General features: G+C 63.1%; 16 protein-coding genes and 2 pseudogenes. 13 read left to right on the top strand and 5 right to left on the bottom strand.

Annotation, left to right across the window (positions count from 1 at the left end; translation table 11 throughout):
* Positions 1-55 precede the first annotated feature (55 nt).
* Positions 56-251, top strand: a pseudogene (locus KHO31_RS39900) (carboxymuconolactone decarboxylase family protein); the annotation flags it as partial.
* 12 nt (positions 252-263) lie between these two features.
* Here KHO31_RS39900 and KHO31_RS29695 read toward each other — a convergent pair.
* Positions 264-956 (bottom strand): HAD family hydrolase, encoded by a 693-nt coding sequence (locus KHO31_RS29695; RefSeq protein ID WP_211624750.1) that lies wholly within the window; start codon positions 954-956, stop codon positions 264-266.
* Positions 957-1,339: 383 nt separating this feature from the next.
* On the opposite strand from KHO31_RS29695, the gene KHO31_RS29690 reads away from it, so the two are divergent.
* From KHO31_RS29690 to KHO31_RS29660, 7 genes and pseudogenes are all read left to right on the top strand, one after another.
* Positions 1,340-1,660 carry a YXWGXW repeat-containing protein gene (locus KHO31_RS29690; RefSeq protein ID WP_201080590.1) on the top strand — a complete coding sequence of 107 codons (321 nt, stop codon included), beginning with the start codon at positions 1,340-1,342 and terminating at the stop codon, positions 1,658-1,660.
* Between the two features lie 397 nt (positions 1,661-2,057).
* Positions 2,058-2,672: an RNA polymerase sigma factor gene (locus KHO31_RS29685; RefSeq protein ID WP_201080778.1), complete on the top strand. Its 615-nt coding sequence runs from the start codon at positions 2,058-2,060 to the stop codon at positions 2,670-2,672.
* Positions 2,669-3,088: a hypothetical protein gene (locus tag KHO31_RS29680; protein ID WP_201080592.1), complete on the top strand. Its 420-nt coding sequence runs from the start codon at positions 2,669-2,671 to the stop codon at positions 3,086-3,088. Before KHO31_RS29685 ends, KHO31_RS29680 begins: the two co-directional genes overlap by 4 nt.
* Entirely contained in the window at positions 3,085-3,618 is a 534-nt protein-coding gene (locus tag KHO31_RS29675) for a periplasmic heavy metal sensor (RefSeq protein ID WP_201080594.1), read from the top strand. The genes KHO31_RS29680 and KHO31_RS29675 overlap by 4 nt, the downstream gene beginning before the upstream one ends.
* A 75-nt stretch (positions 3,619-3,693) precedes the next feature.
* On the top strand, positions 3,694-5,238 hold the full coding sequence (locus KHO31_RS29670; RefSeq protein ID WP_201080596.1) for a DUF1800 domain-containing protein: 1,545 nt from the start codon (positions 3,694-3,696) through the stop codon (positions 5,236-5,238).
* Positions 5,239-5,243: 5 nt separating this feature from the next.
* Positions 5,244-6,400, top strand: a pseudogene (locus KHO31_RS29665) (DUF1501 domain-containing protein).
* A gap of 25 nt (positions 6,401-6,425) precedes the next feature.
* Positions 6,426-6,641: a YXWGXW repeat-containing protein gene (locus KHO31_RS29660; protein WP_211624748.1), complete on the top strand. Its 216-nt coding sequence runs from the start codon at positions 6,426-6,428 to the stop codon at positions 6,639-6,641.
* Here KHO31_RS29660 and KHO31_RS29655 read toward each other — a convergent pair.
* Positions 6,605-7,147, bottom strand: coding sequence for a flavin reductase (locus KHO31_RS29655; protein ID WP_201080602.1), 543 nt, complete (start codon positions 7,145-7,147; stop codon positions 6,605-6,607). The genes KHO31_RS29660 and KHO31_RS29655 overlap by 37 nt on opposite strands.
* Entirely contained in the window at positions 7,140-8,513 is a 1,374-nt protein-coding gene (locus KHO31_RS29650; protein WP_211624746.1) for an LLM class flavin-dependent oxidoreductase, read from the bottom strand. The genes KHO31_RS29655 and KHO31_RS29650 overlap by 8 nt, the downstream gene beginning before the upstream one ends.
* 172 nt (positions 8,514-8,685) lie before the next feature.
* On the opposite strand from KHO31_RS29650, the gene KHO31_RS29645 reads away from it, so the two are divergent.
* Positions 8,686-9,255, top strand: coding sequence for a helix-turn-helix domain-containing protein (locus KHO31_RS29645; protein WP_201080780.1), 570 nt, complete (start codon positions 8,686-8,688; stop codon positions 9,253-9,255).
* A gap of 107 nt (positions 9,256-9,362) precedes the next feature.
* On the opposite strand, the gene KHO31_RS29640 is transcribed toward KHO31_RS29645, so the two are convergent.
* Complete coding sequence (locus KHO31_RS29640) at positions 9,363-9,731, bottom strand: BON domain-containing protein (protein ID WP_201080606.1); 369 nt, start codon at positions 9,729-9,731, stop codon at positions 9,363-9,365.
* 204 nt (positions 9,732-9,935) lie between these two features.
* Here KHO31_RS29640 and KHO31_RS29635 point away from each other — a divergent pair, with 204 nt between their 5' ends.
* Positions 9,936-11,228, top strand: coding sequence for an MFS transporter (locus KHO31_RS29635; protein ID WP_211624744.1), 1,293 nt, complete (start codon positions 9,936-9,938; stop codon positions 11,226-11,228).
* A gap of 103 nt (positions 11,229-11,331) precedes the next feature.
* On the top strand, positions 11,332-12,225 hold the full coding sequence (locus KHO31_RS29630) for an IclR family transcriptional regulator (RefSeq protein ID WP_236071524.1): 894 nt from the start codon (positions 11,332-11,334) through the stop codon (positions 12,223-12,225).
* A 38-nt stretch (positions 12,226-12,263) separates the two neighbouring features.
* Here KHO31_RS29630 and KHO31_RS29625 read toward each other — a convergent pair whose 3' ends face one another.
* The gene (locus KHO31_RS29625; RefSeq protein ID WP_201123718.1) at positions 12,264-14,069 is read right to left on the bottom strand and encodes an acyl-CoA dehydrogenase; all 1,806 of its coding nucleotides are present in this window, start codon (positions 14,067-14,069) and stop codon (positions 12,264-12,266) included.
* A gap of 265 nt (positions 14,070-14,334) precedes the next feature.
* Here KHO31_RS29625 and KHO31_RS29620 point away from each other — a divergent pair, with 265 nt between their 5' ends.
* The gene (locus KHO31_RS29620; protein ID WP_201080612.1) at positions 14,335-15,108 is read left to right on the top strand and encodes an SDR family oxidoreductase; all 774 of its coding nucleotides are present in this window, start codon (positions 14,335-14,337) and stop codon (positions 15,106-15,108) included.
* Between the two features lie 73 nt (positions 15,109-15,181).
* On the top strand, positions 15,182-16,408 hold the full coding sequence (locus KHO31_RS29615) for an acyl-CoA dehydrogenase family protein (protein ID WP_201108462.1): 1,227 nt from the start codon (positions 15,182-15,184) through the stop codon (positions 16,406-16,408).
* Positions 16,409-16,430 lie beyond the last annotated feature (22 nt).

The raw sequence follows: 16,430 nt of genomic DNA, 5'->3' as shown, positions 1-16,430 counted from the left end.
CACAACGCCACGATGTCGGTGCGGCGCCAACAGCTACGCCCGTTGCGAGCATTCCGAGGAATTGCTTTACGTCGAGGTGAGTGTGACGAACAACTGCGGTTACTGCGTCGCGAGCCATACGGCAGCAGCCCGCCGTGCAGGTATGATCGACGAGATGGTCGGCAGAGCTGCTGGCGGTGGCCGGCATGGCGAACGAGACTAACCGGCTCGCCGTCGGACATCGCGTGCCGATCGATCCTGCGTTCGAGTAATAGCGCGTGTCCTCAGCCCTGCGCGCCGCGCCATCCGGCGAGCAGGGCGGGCAATTCGGCCATGTTCCTGAAGACATGAATCGCGCCCGCGCCATGCAAGGCAGTGGCGCTGCTGTGGCTCAGTTCTTTCGGGCAATAGCCGAATACCGTGGCGCCGGCGGCCACGCCTGCTGTCACGCCCGTGACGGTATCATCCACCACCGCGCAACGCTGTGGCTCCACGCCCAACCCCGCGGCTGCGGCGAGGTAGACATCGGGATACGGCTTATTGCGCGGTGTTTCGTGGCCGCTGGCGATACGCCCTTCGAAGCAGTCGAGAATGCCGGCCTTCGCCAGTTGCAATTCCACTTTGATGCGATCGGCGCCCGACGCGACAGCGATGCGTCCGTCGAGTGTCGCGTAAAGCGCGCGCACTGCGGACGCCGCGCCGTCAATCGCCATCAGCTCGCGATCCAGCGCCTCATTACGGCGTGCGCGAAACTGCATGAGCCAATCCGTCGTAATCGCGAAGCCGGTGCGCGCTTCGATGAGTGCGGCTTCATCCCTGACGGCCTTGCCGACAAAAATGCGCATCGTCTCTTCTACCCTCAATTGCCAGCCCAACTCGCCGAGCATCTCGGTCAGCACACGGTTGGTGATGGGTTCGGAGTCGACGAGCACGCCGTCGCAGTCGAAGAGTACGGCGTCGAAAGGGAAATCAGCCATCGGGCAGGGTAGGGATAGAGTTCGCGGAGCCCGAAAGGATACCTCACCGGCTCGCGCGACGCCGTCCGTGGCAATGCAGACGACAGGGTCGGAGTTGGCGAGTTCACGCTATCGCGTGCTGCATATTGCGCGCATTGAAAACATCTGCTGATTGAGATTTCGGGGCGCGAACATGACGTCGCCCATCGATTGCCATTCATTTGCATGACATTGCCTGTCTTTTTGCCAACGTCCCCAGTGATGCGCGGGCAATTCTGACCGCTGTATCCCGCCTGTCCTAACGCGTTCCTGTCAATGCAAATCAAAGCGACAGATTTTTCCCGCTGCTGCGTTCAAGAAGAAACGGAGTCGCCCTGGCTCCGGCTCTTATCGGAGAAAAGCAAATGACATCGATCAAACCGGGCCGCCTTTTGGCGTCCGCGCTTGTTGCTGCGATTACTTGCGCCGCCGCGCTGACCGCGGCGCCGGCCTCCGCGCAGGCGGTGATCGTCGCGCCCATGGCGCCGCCGCCGCCGCGTGTCGAAGTCGTGCCGGCGCCGCGTGCCGGCTACGTGTGGGATCAAGGCCGCTGGCGTTGGCAGCACGGTGCCTATGTATGGGTGCCGGGGCACTGGCAGCCAGTTCGCGTCGGCTATCACTGGGTGCCGGGGCATTGGGTGCAGCGTGGCCCTAACTGGCGCTGGATCGAAGGCCATTGGGCCTGAAAGCGGAGCGCCGTGGCGCCCTCTGGCGCGCTGCGGTGCTTTCTGTAATCCAACCAGACAGGTTCCGATGAAAACGCTCGTCATCATGTTGCTGGCGTCCGCGCTCGCCGGTTGTGTCGTTTATCCGGCGCGGCCGGCCTATTATCGCCCGGCGGTCGTCGTATATTGATTGCACTGCGCGTTGCAATCCGCCGGTCGCGCGCGCCGTTCAAACCGGTGCACGCACAACGATTTATTCGAGGTGAGGCAAACGTGAGAGGCATCAGAGGGAGTGACGGCAAGTGAATGGCGCTCGTCCGACGACGCGATCCGCCTGGCAGGCATGGGCCGAATCGGTCTGGCTCAGGCTGCCATGGCGCCAGCCGATATGCCTCAGGCCGCTATGGCCCAGCCGGCTATGGGCCAGGCGATCCGTGCAATGTCTGCGGCGCGAACCGGGGAGCCGCACGTCTTGAGCGAACGCGATCCCGATGCGGAACTGCTGGAGGGGGTTGCCCGGCAAGACCCGGCTGCGGTCCGCTCGCTTGTCGCACGCAAGCTGCCGCGTCTGCTCGCGCTCGCCACGCGCATGCTGGGAGATCGCATGGAAGCGGAAGACGTGGCGCAGGAGGTCTTCGTGCGGATCTGGAAACAGGCTTCGCGCTGGCGGGAAGGCGAGGCGAAGGTCGATACGTGGGTGCATCGCGTCGCGCTCAATCTTTGCTATGACCGGTTGCGCGGCCGCCGCGAAGTCCCGCACGACGACATGCCCGATGAGATCGACCCTGCCGCATTGCCCGACGCCACCCTCGAAGCGCGCGCCCAGGACGAACGCGTTCGCGAAGCGCTCGCCGCATTGCCGGCACGTCAGCGTGAGGCGCTGGTGCTCAATTACTACCAGGAGATGTCGAACATCGACGCTGCTGCCCTGATGGGTATCACGGTCGATGCGTTGGAAAGTCTGCTGGCACGCGCGCGCCGCAATTTGCGCGCCCAACTGGCCGGCAGCGGCCTTAGCAAGGACAAGTCATGACGCCCGAAAGATTCCAACAGATCGTCGAAGCCTACGGCGCCGATCCGCACCGCTGGCCGCAACAGGAACGCGCAGCCGCGCAGACATGGGCGGCGTCGCATCGCGCCGAAGCCGATGCGCTGCTGGCGGACGCGGCCGGCATCGATGCGTGGCTGGCGGCCGACAAGGTCGATCCGCCTGGCGCGGCGTTGCAGCAGCGCATCATCGGCAGCGCGCCGGTGCGACGGCCGGCAGCACCACGCAGGCGCTTGTGGTGGTCGGGCGCGGCGGTGGCGGGCGTCGGGCTGCTGGGCGGGGCGGCCGGCGCTTTTGCGGTCTCATTCTTCGTGTTGACCGGGACGGTGCAGCCGGTCCATGAGTCCTCTTATTTAACTTCGAGCTTCGGCGGGTCATCCGCCGATTGGAGCGGCGAATGAACGGCCGGTCGTGGAAATTCGTGCTGGTGGCCTCGCTGGTGCTCAATGTGTTTCTAGTGGGCGCGATTGTCGGTGGTGCTTATCAATGGTTTGCGGTGCATGGCGCGACCGTGCCGTTGCTGGCGCAGCAGCGCACGGCGTTGCGTTTCGCTGCCGAGCCGCTGCCCGCCGAGCGTCAGCAGGCCTTCATCGACGGTTTGAAGAATGCGCGCCGCGAGGGTAAGCAGTTTGCTCGCGAGGGCCGCGAAGGGCGTCGCGAAGTGTTGCGCCTGCTCGCCGCGCCGCAGTTCGATCGCGCGGCACTGGACGCCGCACTGGCCCGCACGCGTGCGGCCGATAGCAGCTTGCGTGCGCAGGTGGAGGGCAGTGTGGCGGATTTTGCGGCAACGCTGTCGCCCGAGGAGCGCGTCGAATTCGCCGAGAGCCTGAAGCTGCGCGGACAGTGGCGTGAACCGCAGCCGGCCGCCAATGCGAAGCAGCCGGCGAAGCCGGCCGCGAGTGAGCCTTCGAGTGACGCTTCGGGCGAGTAAAAGAATTCTGAGCGGGTGCGACGGATTTGATCGCGGAGGCCGTTTAAAGACATATCCAACGCCGAAGAGGACGGTATGGCTACATCACCGAACATCAATGCCGCGGCGATTGCGCTGAACCGCTTCGGCCTTGGCGCGCGTGCCGACGACACGCCGCCCGCCGACCCGAAGGGGTGGCTGCTCGCGCAGTTCGAGCAATATCAGCCGCGGCCTGCCGCGTGGGCGAACCAGCCGGATTCGGTGGCGCTGTCCACTGAGCTGGTGCAGCAGCGCATGCAACTGAACCAGTTGAACCGGCAGAATCAGCAGAGTAAGCAGAACGTCAACGAAGGCGCGTCGGCCAATCAGACGAATGCGCAGGTCAACACCCAATCTAACGGGCAAGCCAACGCGCAATCCACTGGCCAAGGTACGTCAGAAACCACAGCGCAAACTGCTAAGCAAGCCGAACGAAAAGCGTTGCGCGGTGAAATTTTAGACATGTACCGTTCGTCGGTGAACGCGCGGGTTGTAAGCGCGCTGACCACGCAGACACCTTTCATTGAGCGGCTGGTCCATTTCTGGGCGAATCACTTCGCGGTATCCAGCGAAAAGCCCGCCGTCGCGGCGCTGGCCGGCTCATTCGAAGCGGAAGCGATCCGCCCGCACGTGCTCGGCCGTTTCGAAGACATGCTGGTCGCGGTCGAACGTCATCCGGCCATGCAGTTGTTTCTTGATCAGCCGCGTTCGGTCGGGCCGGACAGCATGGCGATCATGCGTGCCACGCAGCGCAATCCGGACATCAAACGCGGGCTGAACGAGAACCTGGCGCGCGAAATCATGGAGTTGCACACGCTCGGCGTGCGCAGCGGCTATAGCCAGGAAGACGTCACCGAATTCGCCCGTGCGCTGACCGGCTGGAGTCTGGCCGGCAATCCTGGCAACCCGCGTCGGCCGGGCATGCAGCCGGACGCCGCCCCAGGCACCTTCGTGTTTCGTGTCGCGCTGCACGAGCCGGGCGCGAGAACCATCATGGGCCGCCGCTATGACCAGCCGGGCGAAGAGCAGGCGCTGGCGATCCTGCACGACCTCGCCAGCGCGCCCGCGACGGCGCAGCACATCGGCGGCAAGCTCGCCCGTCACTTCGTCGCGGACAATCCGCCGCCGGACGTGAGCGAGCGGCTGGCGAATGCGTTCGAGCGCAGCGGCGGCGATCTGCCGACCGTGTACCGGACGCTGCTCGACATGCCGCAGGCGTGGTCGCCGGTCGCCGTGAAGTTCAAGACGCCGTGGGAATGGACCATTTCTTCGATGCGCGGGCTTGGCTGGCAGGACCTGGGCAACATGCAGGCCGCGCCCATCCTTACGCAACTCGGCCAGCCGGTATGGCGCCCGGGCTCGCCAGCCGGTTACGACGACATTGCCGCGAGCTGGGCGGCGCCCGATGCGCTCGTGCGCCGGGTCGAAGTGGCACAGCGCTTCGCCTCGCGCGTCGGCGACCGGCTCGACGCGCGCTCGCTTGGGCAGACCTTGCTGGCCGGCTCGCTCAGTGCGCCGACCGCTACGGCTGTGTCGCGTGCCGAAAGCGCATCGACGGCCATTGCGCTGCTGCTGGTCTCGCCGGATTTTCAACGGAGATGAATGCCATGCTTTCACGTCGCAAGTTTCTGGGCGTCGCCGCTGCAGGCGCGGGGGCGATTCTCGTGTCGCCGCAGATCGCCTTTGCCAGCGTCGCAACCGATCGCCGCTTCGTGTTCGTGATCCAGCGCGGCGCGGCCGATGGCCTGAACATCGTCGTGCCGTATGCCGAACCTGCGTACGCGACATTGCGCGGCGCGCTCGCGATCGACACATCCAACGCGACCCGGCTCGACGGCACCTTCGCGTTGCATCCTTCGCTCGTGCAGACAACCGCAATGTATGCGGACCACCAGGCGCTGTTTGTGCACGCCGTGGCGTCGCCGTATCGCGACCGCTCGCACTTCGACGGGCAGAACGTGCTGGAGACCGGTGGCACGTCGCCCTATCAGATGAAGGACGGCTGGCTGAACCGGCTCGTCGCATCGCTGCCCGCCACGCGCGAGAACGCGATCGCCTTCGCGCCGACCGTGCCGATGGCGCTGCGCGGCAAGGCGGCGGTGACGTCGTACGCGCCCTCGGGGTTGCCGCAAGCGCCTGACGATCTGCTCACGCGGGTCTCGCAACTGTACGACCAGGATGCGCAATTGCGGCCGCTATGGGAATCGGCAATGAACGCGCGCGGGCTCGCGGGCTCGCGGGCGACGCCGGCGCGCGTCAGGATCCGGCGAGCCTCGGCAAGCTCGCCGCGGGTTTTTTGTCACGCAATGACGGTCCGCGTATCGCGATGATCGAAACCGGCGGCTGGGACACGCACACCGCGCAGAACGCGCGCCTTGCCAATCAGTTGAAAGCACTCGACACGATGCTCGCGGCGTTTCGCGACGGCATGGGCCCGTTGTGGAGCAAGACCACCGTGGTAGTGGCAACGGAGTTCGGCAGAACCGCCGCCGCCAACGGCACGGGCGGCACCGATCACGGCACCGGCTCGGTGGCGATGGTGCTGGGCGGCTCGGTGGCAGGCGGACGTGTGCTCGCCGACTGGCCCGGCCTGAAACCGGGCGACCTTTACGAAGCTCGCGACCTCAAGCCGACCATGTCGCTGGATGCATTGATCGCCGGTGTCGCAAGCGAAAGCCTCGGACTCGATCCGCAGCGCACGGCGGGCACGCTGTTCGGCCAGACCGGGGCAATGCGCCCGATGACGGGGCTCGTGCGCGCATAACCTGAAAAATCACCAGGGAGAACAAATGAAAATCCAATCGACTATCCGCGCCGCTTCGCTTGCGGGTCTGTGTGCCGCGCTGTTGTCAGCCTGCGTGGTCGAACCGGGCCGGCCGCCGCAGCCAGCGCCGCTCGTCGAGGTGGTGCCGGCCGCGCCCGCGCCAGGCTATCACTGGGTAAAGGGCCACTATCGCTGGGAAGGTAGTCATTGGGCATGGGTACCGGGACACTGGGTGGGCTGATCACGACACTGCGCATGCACGGACCTCGCGCCAACCCGATGATAATGGCGGCCGTAGTAGATCAGCGCATCGCCGCCGACGTGGGTGTGCGCGGCCTTCACCGCGCAAAAGAACACCGTATGTGTTCCGACTTCGGTCACCGATTCGATCTCACAGTCGAGCGAGGCGAGTGCGCCATGCAGGACCGGCGCGCCTGTCACGAGCGTGTCCCATTGTGCGGCGGCGAAGCGCTCAGTCATCGGTAGCGAGCCCGTGGCGAAATGCGCTGCAAGAGCCTGCTGATCCGCGCTCAGTACATTGACGCAGAGCGTGCCGTTTGCGCGGAAGGCCGCGTTGTTGCGGCTGCTGCGATTGATGCAGACGAGCAGGGTAGGCGGCTCGTCCGTCACCCCGCATACCGCCGAGGCTGTGCAGCCGGCGAGGCCTGCGGCGCCGTCGCTGGTGATGATGTTGACGGCGGCGCCAAGGCCGGCCATTGCGTCGCGGAAGGTGCTCTTGTCAAGCATGGGGATCGGCGCCTCTGCGGAACTGGGCTGCGGTGTGGCTTGCGGGCAAGCGCGCATGACCGAACAGTTTTTCGCGCAAAGTGCCGTCGCGATACGCTCGCTTATAAGCGCCGCGTTCCTGCAGAATCGGTACCACTAGCGTGATGAAATCGTCGAAGCACTCTGGCGCGACGGTGCGCGACAGATTGAAACCGTCCACGTCGGTTTCCTCAGTCCATGCGATGAGTTCATCCGCGATGCGCTCAGCCGAGCCGACCAGCGGCGCCTGACGGCTGCCGAGCACCATCTGTTCGAGCAGTTTGCGTTTGGTCCATTGCGGGCCGGCCGCGCGTGTCATGGCTTCGACGTTCGACACGATGGCCTGGCTCTTGCCGGTCTCGATGGGCTCGTCGAGGTCATAGCGCGCGAAGTCGATACCGAGCGATGCCGCCGCATGCACGAGCGCCGCCTCGGTGCTCACGTACTGCCGGTACTCGGCGTATTTCTCCTGCGCTTCGCGATCCGTGCGGCCCGTGATGACGGTTTGACCGAGCAGAACCTTGATATCGTCCGCATCGCGCCCGCGTGCCACGGCGTGAGCGCGAATATCGTCGACGATGGCTTTCACGGCGGGCTTCGCCTGGCCGTTGACGAACACGCATTCCGCGTGCGCCGCCGCGAACTGTTTGCCACGCGCCGACGAACCCGCCTGATAGAGCACCGGCGTGCGCTGCGGAGACGGTTCGCTCAGGTGCATGGCGTCCACGCGATACTGCTTGCCGTGATGATGAATCACGTGGACTTTCGATGCATCCGCATAGATGCCTTGCGTTTTGTCGCGCAGCACCGCGCCGTCTTCCCAACTGCTTTCCCACAGTTTGTAGACCAGTTCCATATATTCGTCGGCGAGATCGTAGCGATCGTCGTGGGCCATTTGGCCTGTCAGTCCGATCGCGCGCGATGCGCTGTCCAGATAGCCCGTCACGATGTTCCAGCCGACCCGGCCGCGCGTCAGATGATCGAGCGTCGACATGCGCCGTGCGAACAGGTAGGGCTGCTCGACCGTGAGATTGGACGTGACGCCGAACGACAGATGACGCGTGACGGCGGCCATGGCCGGAATCAGCAACGTCGGGTCGTTCACGGGCACCTGCACGGCGCCGCGGATCGCCGCGTCGGGACTGCCGCCGTAGACGTCGTAGACGCCCGCCACGTCTGCGAAAAAGATGCCGTCGAACAGACCCGCCTCAAGCGTGCGCGCGTAGTCGGTCCAGTACTGAAGATCGGTATAGCGGGCCGACTGATCGCGCGGATGGGTCCACATGCCTTGCTGGATGTGGCCGACGCAGTTCATGTCAAAAGCGTTGAGAACGATTTCCTTCGGCATGGTGTCTTCCGGCTGGGGTGGACGAATGCTTACGGTTGGCGCGCGGATCTCGCGCCTAGTTGCATGACTGCATTGCGATCGTTCGTTTAATATAGTGGACGAAAAATCACTATGCAAGACAATGATTTTGGCCTTTAATGGGTCTTCACCTTTTATCGATTCCGATCTTTTTATGTCCGAATCCTCTGCTATCGATTTGACCGAGGCGATTTCTTCGCGCGTGAAGACCGAGCGCGAAGCGCGCAACTGGTCGCTGAGCGAACTGGCGGAGCGCTCGGGCGTATCGAAGGCGATGATCAGCAAGGTCGAAAGGGGCGAGGCGAGTCCGACCGCCACGGTGCTTGGGCGTCTTTCGGGGGCTTTCGGTTTGACCTTGTCGACCTTGCTGGCGCTGGCGGAGCAGACCGGTGAGCGATTGGCGCGGCATGCCGGGCAACCGGTGTGGCAGGACCCTGAAACGGGTTATACGCGGCGGCGGATTTCGCCCCCTACGGGCGGCGTGCTCGAGTTGCTGGAGATCGAGTTACCTGTGGGGGTGCGGGTGCCGTATCCGCCGGATGCTTTTGTGTTTCAGCATCAGCAGATCTGGGTGACGAAAGGGGTTCTCACTTTTCGTGAAGGCCAGCAGGTGTATCGGCTTGCCGAAGGAGATTGTTTGCAGCTTGGCGCGCCGGCAGAGTGTGAGTTCTTCAATGGCGGGGACGCGGTATGTTGCTATGTCGTCGGCCTGGTTCGGCGGTAACTGTTTCAAATACCAAGACAATATCAGGACGATAGGCACCGCCGCAGATTGGCTCGTGCGGCGCTACCCATCGCAACCTGTCGTCATTGATTAACCGCTAAGCGCGATCAGCCCCCGCCGCCGCCTTGCGTGCCTAGCGTCAGCTTGTTGTTCACCGATTTCACGCCTGCAACGCCCTTGGCCACTTCCTCGGCTTGCGGGATCTGCGCGCCATCGGGCACCGTTCCGGTCAACGTCACTGCACCGCCGCGGGCCCGGACGAACACGTTCGACACATCAAAACCCTGCGCTTTCGACAAAGCCTTGCGCACGTCCAGACCCAACTTGCGGTCTACTTTCTTGACGACTTTAGGATTGGTCTCCGGCGCCGCCATGCTGCCCGACGCCATCGCATCGCTCGACTGGGCATAGGCACTGGATACAGTCGCCACACACAATGCGATGCCGAGCGCCTTCAATAGATTGACTGTTTTCACGTTTTCTCCATTCCTCGAAAAGTTGATTTCGAATCGTTGCATGCAATAAACCACGCGCCTGCAAGCACTTTTCCGCTTGCATGGAGCACCCTGTCTTGTAGAAGAGTGACGCCGTGAAACTCCCAGCGCGCTTAAACAATACTCCAGCAAACGCGCGAGTGTTGAAAAAACTGACCAGGCCGCCCGTTGCGAGATTCGCCTATCATGACGGCTTCGATCATCAAAGGCGCAGCGAAGATGTCTGATGGCGTACAGCAACAACTACACGAACCACGCACGGATGCGGCTGTATCGTCGATCGATTATGGCTTGTGGGCACTGACCTTCAGCTACGTGCTCAGCCAGTTTTTCCGCAGCTATATCGCTGTGATCTCCACGCAACTGATCGGCGATTTCCACTTCTCCCCGCAAATGTTCGGCTGGTTCGCGGGCTCGTTCTTTCTCGTCTTCGCGATCGCGCAACTGCCGGTCGGCATCATGTTCGACCGCTACGGCGTGCGCGGACCCACCGCGCTTCTGATGGGCATCGGCGCCGCGTGCGCCGGCATCCTGTCGATGACAACGAGCGCAACCGTTGCGCTCGTCGCGCAAGCGGGCATCGGACTCGGTTGCGCGCCCATTTTCATGGGGCTGCTCAATTACGTATTGCACACCGGCCACGGCACGCGCAATGTGCGCGCGGTCACGACGGCGAGTGCGGTCGGCATGGCTGGCGCATTGCTGGCCGCGTTTCCGCTGAGCCGGGCAACGGCCAGCTTCGGCTGGCGTCCAGTCATGGTCACCGCTGCGCTCGCCATGCTATGCGCGACGCTTGGCGTCATATGCTTTGTGCGCCGGCGCGATGCCGCCGCGCATGAGCAAAGCCTCGCTGCGTCACAACGCGCGGCAGGCGCTGCGAAACGGCGCACCGGTTTCTGGACCTTGATGCCGGCCTGCCTCGCGCTCTCGGTCGGCAGCACGTTCCGTACCTCATGGGGCGGCCCATACCTTGCCGACATCTACGGCTTCGACGTCATCGCGCGCGGCAATGCGATGACCGTCACCAGTGTGATCGGGATCGCCGCATCGTTCTGTATTCCTGTGGTCGTGCGCTTCTGCGCGCCCAAGCTCATTTCGCTGCTGTGGCTGGTCGCCGGCGTGCTGGCGGCACTCGTGCTCGCTGTCAGTCCGGACGGCAACTGGGTCGTCAGTGTCGCGCTGATATGCGTGTTGTTCTCGGTCGGCTCGATTCATCCACTCGTGATGTCGCAAGCGCGCGCCATCATTGCGCCGCGCCGGCTCGGCCTCGGTTTGGGCCTGCTCAACAGCCTCGTTTTTCTCGGTGTGGCGCTGACCAGCAGTTGTTTCGGCTGGATCGCGGGTGCTGCAAAACAGGCGCATCTATCGAACTCGGGGATCTACTCGGCGCTATTCGCCGTGACCGTCGTGCCGCTTGCAATCGGCGCGGCCATTTATTTTTTCAGCCCGGTGGTGGCTGCGCAGAAAGAAGAAGTCTGAGCGGCTGTTTGCGTTTGTCTATAATTCCGCAGCCCGGATCACCCTCGATCCGGGGCACGGTTTGTCCTTCGGATGGTGCCGTTTCGCAGGAGCGCGTTTCATTTTGAGCAAAACCAATCACAGCTCGATCGATAATCCGGCCGACGGTCCGAGCACCGGCGAAGCTGCGCAAACACCCGCTGCATCCGTCAGGGCAAACGCGGACCTCGCGAGCCGGACGGCGCACGAGGCGCACAAGGACGACCGGCATTTCGTCACCGCACTCGCGCGCGGGCTCGAAGTACTGGCGTGTTTTCGCTCAGGCGACAAATCGCTGAGCAATCAGGAACTCGCGTTACGTTGCAAGCTGCCGAAATCGACGGTATCGCGCCTGACCCATACGCTCACGCTGCTCGGCTATCTGATTCACTTGAAAGAGAGCGGCAAATACCGGCTTGGCACGGCTTCGCTCGCGCTGGGCAGCGCGATGCTGGCGCGGCTCGATGTGCGCAAGATCGCGAGGCCGGTGATGCAGGAATTGGCCGACGTCGTCGGCGCAACCGTGTCCTTAGGTACGCGCGACCGGCTCTCGATGATCTACGTGGAAAATTGCCGAGCCTCGGTTGCGCTCACGCTGACGCTGGAAGTCGGTTCGCGCATTCCGGTCGCCACCTCGGCGATTGGTCGCGCGTGGCTCGCGGCGATCCCGGAACACGATCGTCTCAGCTTCATGGAGCAGGTACGTGAGCTCGATCACGTGGCGTGGCCGAAAACCCGCCGCGGCATTGAGAATGCGCTCGAAGATTACCGCACGCTCGGCGTGACGACTTCGTTCGGGGACTGGCAGAAAGAGGTGAACGGCATCGCGCGCGCTTTCCAGCCGGGCGGCGAGCTGCCGATCATGGCGATCAATGTCGGTGGCCCCGCATTCAAGCTCTCGAAGGAATTCCTGCTCGAAGAAGTGCGGCCCCGCCTGATCGACGTGGTGACGCAGCTGGAAAGAGCGCTTTCGCATTGATGCATTGAGGCATTGAGCGAGCGATGGCGTTCAGACGTTCAGAACCACTTGGGCGCCATCGTGAGCGTCGTATCGTCCAGGCCGCGCAATGTCGAAAGCATGAGCGAGACGCGCGGCAACTCCCACCGGAAGAACCACTGGCAGGCGTGCAGCTTGCCACGATAGAAGTCGCCGTCGGCTTCGCTCGTCGCTCCTGGTAACGCGGCGCTCGCAACGATCGCCTGCCGCAGCCACGTCCACGCAATCACGATATGGCCGAACGCTTCGAGAAACGCATTCGCGTTGGCGAGCGCGCGCTCGCTTTCGCTGGCCAGCGTGGGCAGTAGCGCTTCAACCGTGCCGATCAATTCGCTCCATGCCTTGCCGAGCGAATCAGCATGCGCTTGCAGTGCCGGATGAGCGCGCGCTGCATCGACACTGCGTTGTATTTCGCGCCCCAGCTGCTTGAGCGCGGCACCCTGTTTCATCACCACTTTGCGGCCGAGCAGGTCGAGCGCCTGAATACCGTGCGTGCCTTCGTGAATCATGTTCAGGCGGTTGTCGCGGTAGAACTGCTCGACCGGATATTCGCGCGTATAGCCGTAACCGCCGTGAATCTGGATCGCCAGGCTATTCGCTTCGAGACACCACTGCGACGGCCACGACTTCACCACCGGTGTCAGCAGATCGAGCAGCAGGCCCGCTTCGGCGCGTGCGGTGTCGCTCTCGCCGGTGTTCTGTTCGTCGACGAGGCGCGCCGCATACAGGCACAGCGCGTAAGCACCTTCCACATAGGCTTTTTGTGCAAGCAGCATGCGGCGCACGTCGGCATGTTCGATCAGCGGCAATTGCGGATCCAGGGGATTCTTGTTGTCCGGTCGCCGCCCCTGTGGACGCTCGCGTGCGTAATCGAGCGACGCGAGATAGCCACGATAGCCGAGCATGACCGCGCCGAGGCCGACACCGATACGCGCCTCGTTCATCATGTGGAACATGTAAGCGAGACCGTGATGCGGTTCGCCCACCAGCTCGCCGATGCATTCGCCGCGTTCGCCGAACGACAGCATCGTCGACGTCGTGCCGCGCCAGCCCATCTTGTGAATCAAGCCCGCGAGCGCGACGTCGTTGCGCGCGCCGAGGCTGCCGTCGTCATTCACGTGGAACTTCGGCACCGTGAAGAGCGAGATGCCTTTGACACCCGGCGGCCCGCCGGGAATGCGCGCCAGCACCAGGTGAACGATGTTCTCGCTCAGTTCGTGATCGCCGCCCGAGATGAAAATCTTGTTGCCGCGGATCGAATAGGTGCCGTCTTCGTTGGGCGTTGCACTGGTGACGAGATCCGATAGGCTCGAGCCCGCTTGCGGCTCCGTCAGCGCCATCGTGCCGAACGCGCGGCCTTCGAATAGCGCCTGCAGATACTTGCGCTTTTGCGCGGCACTGCCGAAACGTTCGATCACATTCGCGTTCGCCGTGGTCAGCATCGCGTAAGACGAGGTGGCGATGTTCGCGCTCTTGAAGAGCGACAGGCACGCAAAGGAAATCACCGAGGGCAACTGCATGCCGCCCCATTCGTAGTCTTTGCCGGCGGCGAGGAAGCCGGCGGAGCGGAAGGCGTCGAGTGCGTCTTTTACCTCGGCGGGCATGGTGACGCGTTGGCCGTCGAATTGCGGTTCGTGCTCGTCCGAGAGGCGGTTGTGCGTCGCGAACTTTTCGGCGGCAACGGCATGAGCCGTGTCGAGCGCCGCGTTGAAGGTCTCGTGACTGTGGTCAGCATGGCGCGCGCGCTGCGTAAGCGTCTCGGCCTCGAGCACTTCGAACAACTGGAATTCCAGATCACGCGAGTTGATGATCAGCGCATCTTGCATCGGAGAAGACCCGTCTAAAGGTGAGCCGCCATGCAGAACGACTACGCAACAAGCGCAGAAATACGCGACCTTGCACGGTCGCGGCTCGATTAAGAAGTGCGGTATTCGGGTAAGTCCCGATGATCCGCCCATCGGCGATGCGTGTCAGTTTAAATCAAAAGTGAATGAGCGTGCTTTTATTTACACGCCGAATTTCGGCACGTATGATGGGTGAGAAATCCGGAACATAAGTCTGCATTGCAGAACAACTTGGAGGGGCGTCGTAATGTCCGTGAAAGACCTGTTTCAGCTGGACGGCAAGGTTGCACTGATCACCGGAGGCTCGCGCGGGCTAGGCCTGCAAATGGCCGAGGCGCTGGGAGAAATGGGCTGCCGCGTGGCGATCACCGCGCGCAAGGCCGACGAACTCGCCGAAGCAAAAGCGCATCTGCAAAGCCGGGGTATCGAGGTGCAGACGGTGGTCAACGATCTGCAGCGCTTCGAGGGTATTCCCGGCCTCGTGGAGGAAGTGCTCGGCGTGCATGGCTGCGTCGACATTCTCGTGAACAACGCGGGCGCGACATGGGGCGCACCGGCTGAAGATTATCCCGACGAAGCGTGGCACAAGGTAATGAACCTGAACGTCCACGCGCCGTTTTTCGTCGCTCGCGAAGTCGGCAAGCGCAGCATGATTCCGCGCCGTGCCGGCAAGATCATCAACATTGCGTCGGTGGCGGGGCTGAAGGGTTCGCCGCCGGGCATGAACACGATTGCGTACAACACGTCGAAGGCCGCGGCGATCAACTTCACGCGGGCGCTCGCGGCGGAATGGGGCAAGTACAACATCAACGTCAATGCGATCTGCCCAGGATTTTTTCCTTCGAAGATGTCGGCAGGACTGCTCGACAAACTCGAAGACACCATCGTCTCGCGCACGCCTTTGCAGCGTCTCGGCGGTGATGAGGATCTCAAAGGCCCGGTCGTGTTCCTCGCGAGTGAAGCGTCGCGCCACATCACGGGCCAGTATTTCGCGGTAGACGGCGGCTCGATCATCGTCTGACTGAGCGGTTTCGAGGCGCTGCGCGAGGTCACAGGCGCGCTGCGTTCACGCACAAAAAATAGAGAGACACCGCATGGATTTTCAGCACTCGGACAAGGTCAAGAGTTTGCAGCAACGCCTGAATGCTTTCATGGACGAGTACGTGTATCCGGCCGAGGCGGTTTTCGAAGCACAGATGGACGCCGCGCGAGAATCCGGCAACCGCTGGCAGCCCGCGCCGGTGATCGAGGAGTTGAAACAGAAGGCGAAGGCCGTTGGCTTGTGGAACCTGTTTCTGCCCGAGTCGAAATACGGTGCGGGGCTCACCAACCTCGAATATGCGCCGCTGTGCGAAATCATGGGACGCTCGCATATCGGCGCGGAGCCGTTCAACTGCTCGGCGCCGGACACCGGCAACATGGAAACGCTGGTGCGTTATGCCACGCCCGAACAGCAACAGCAATGGCTGCTGCCCTTGCTCGACGGCACGATCCGCTCGGCCTTTGCGATGACAGAGCCGGAAGTGGCCTCGTCGGATGCGACCAATATCGAAGCGCGCATTGAACGCGACGGCGACGATTACATTCTGAACGGCCGCAAATGGTGGACCTCAGGCGCGAACGATCCGCGCTGCAAAGTCCTCATCTTCATGGGCAAGTCCAATACCGATCACACCAACCGGCATCAGCAGCAGTCGATGATTCTGGTGCCGATTGATACGCCGGGCGTGAAGGTGCTGCGTCACCTTCCGGTATTCGGCTATGACGATGCGCCGCACGGCCACGCCGAAATCTCCTTTGAAAACGTGCGCGTGCCGGCCAGCAACATGCTGCTCGGTGAGGGCCGTGGTTTCGAGATCGCACAAGGGCGGCTCGGACCGGGGCGCATCCATCACTGCATGCGTTTAATCGGACGCGCTGAGCGCGCGCTCGAAGCGATGTGCCGCCGCTCGCTGGACCGCGTAGCGTTTGGCAGGCCGATTGCGGATCAGGGCGTCACGCGTGAACGGATCGCCAATGCGCGCATCATGATCGACCAGACGCGTTTTCTGGTGCTGAACGCGGCGCACAAGATGGATACGGTCGGCAACAAGGATGCGCGTCAGGAGATCGCCATGATCAAGGTGGCCGCACCGAATATGGCGTGCCAGGTGATCGACTGGGCCATGCAGGTGCACGGCGGCGGCGCGGTCAGCGACGACTTTGGCCTCGCCCGCGCGTATGCAAGTTCGCGCACGCTGCGTTTTGCGGACGGGCCGGATGAAGTGCACCGTAACGCCATCGCAAAGATGGAGCTTGGGCGCTACCTCGGGCGTTCATGAATCGCCTGATTTCGCTGATTCC

It is taken from the genome of Paraburkholderia domus (assembly GCF_905220705.1).
Taxonomy (GTDB): Bacteria; Pseudomonadota; Gammaproteobacteria; order Burkholderiales; family Burkholderiaceae; genus Paraburkholderia; species Paraburkholderia domus.
Note: the sequence above shows the minus strand (reverse complement) of the source record. Positions and strands in the feature narration are given on the sequence as shown.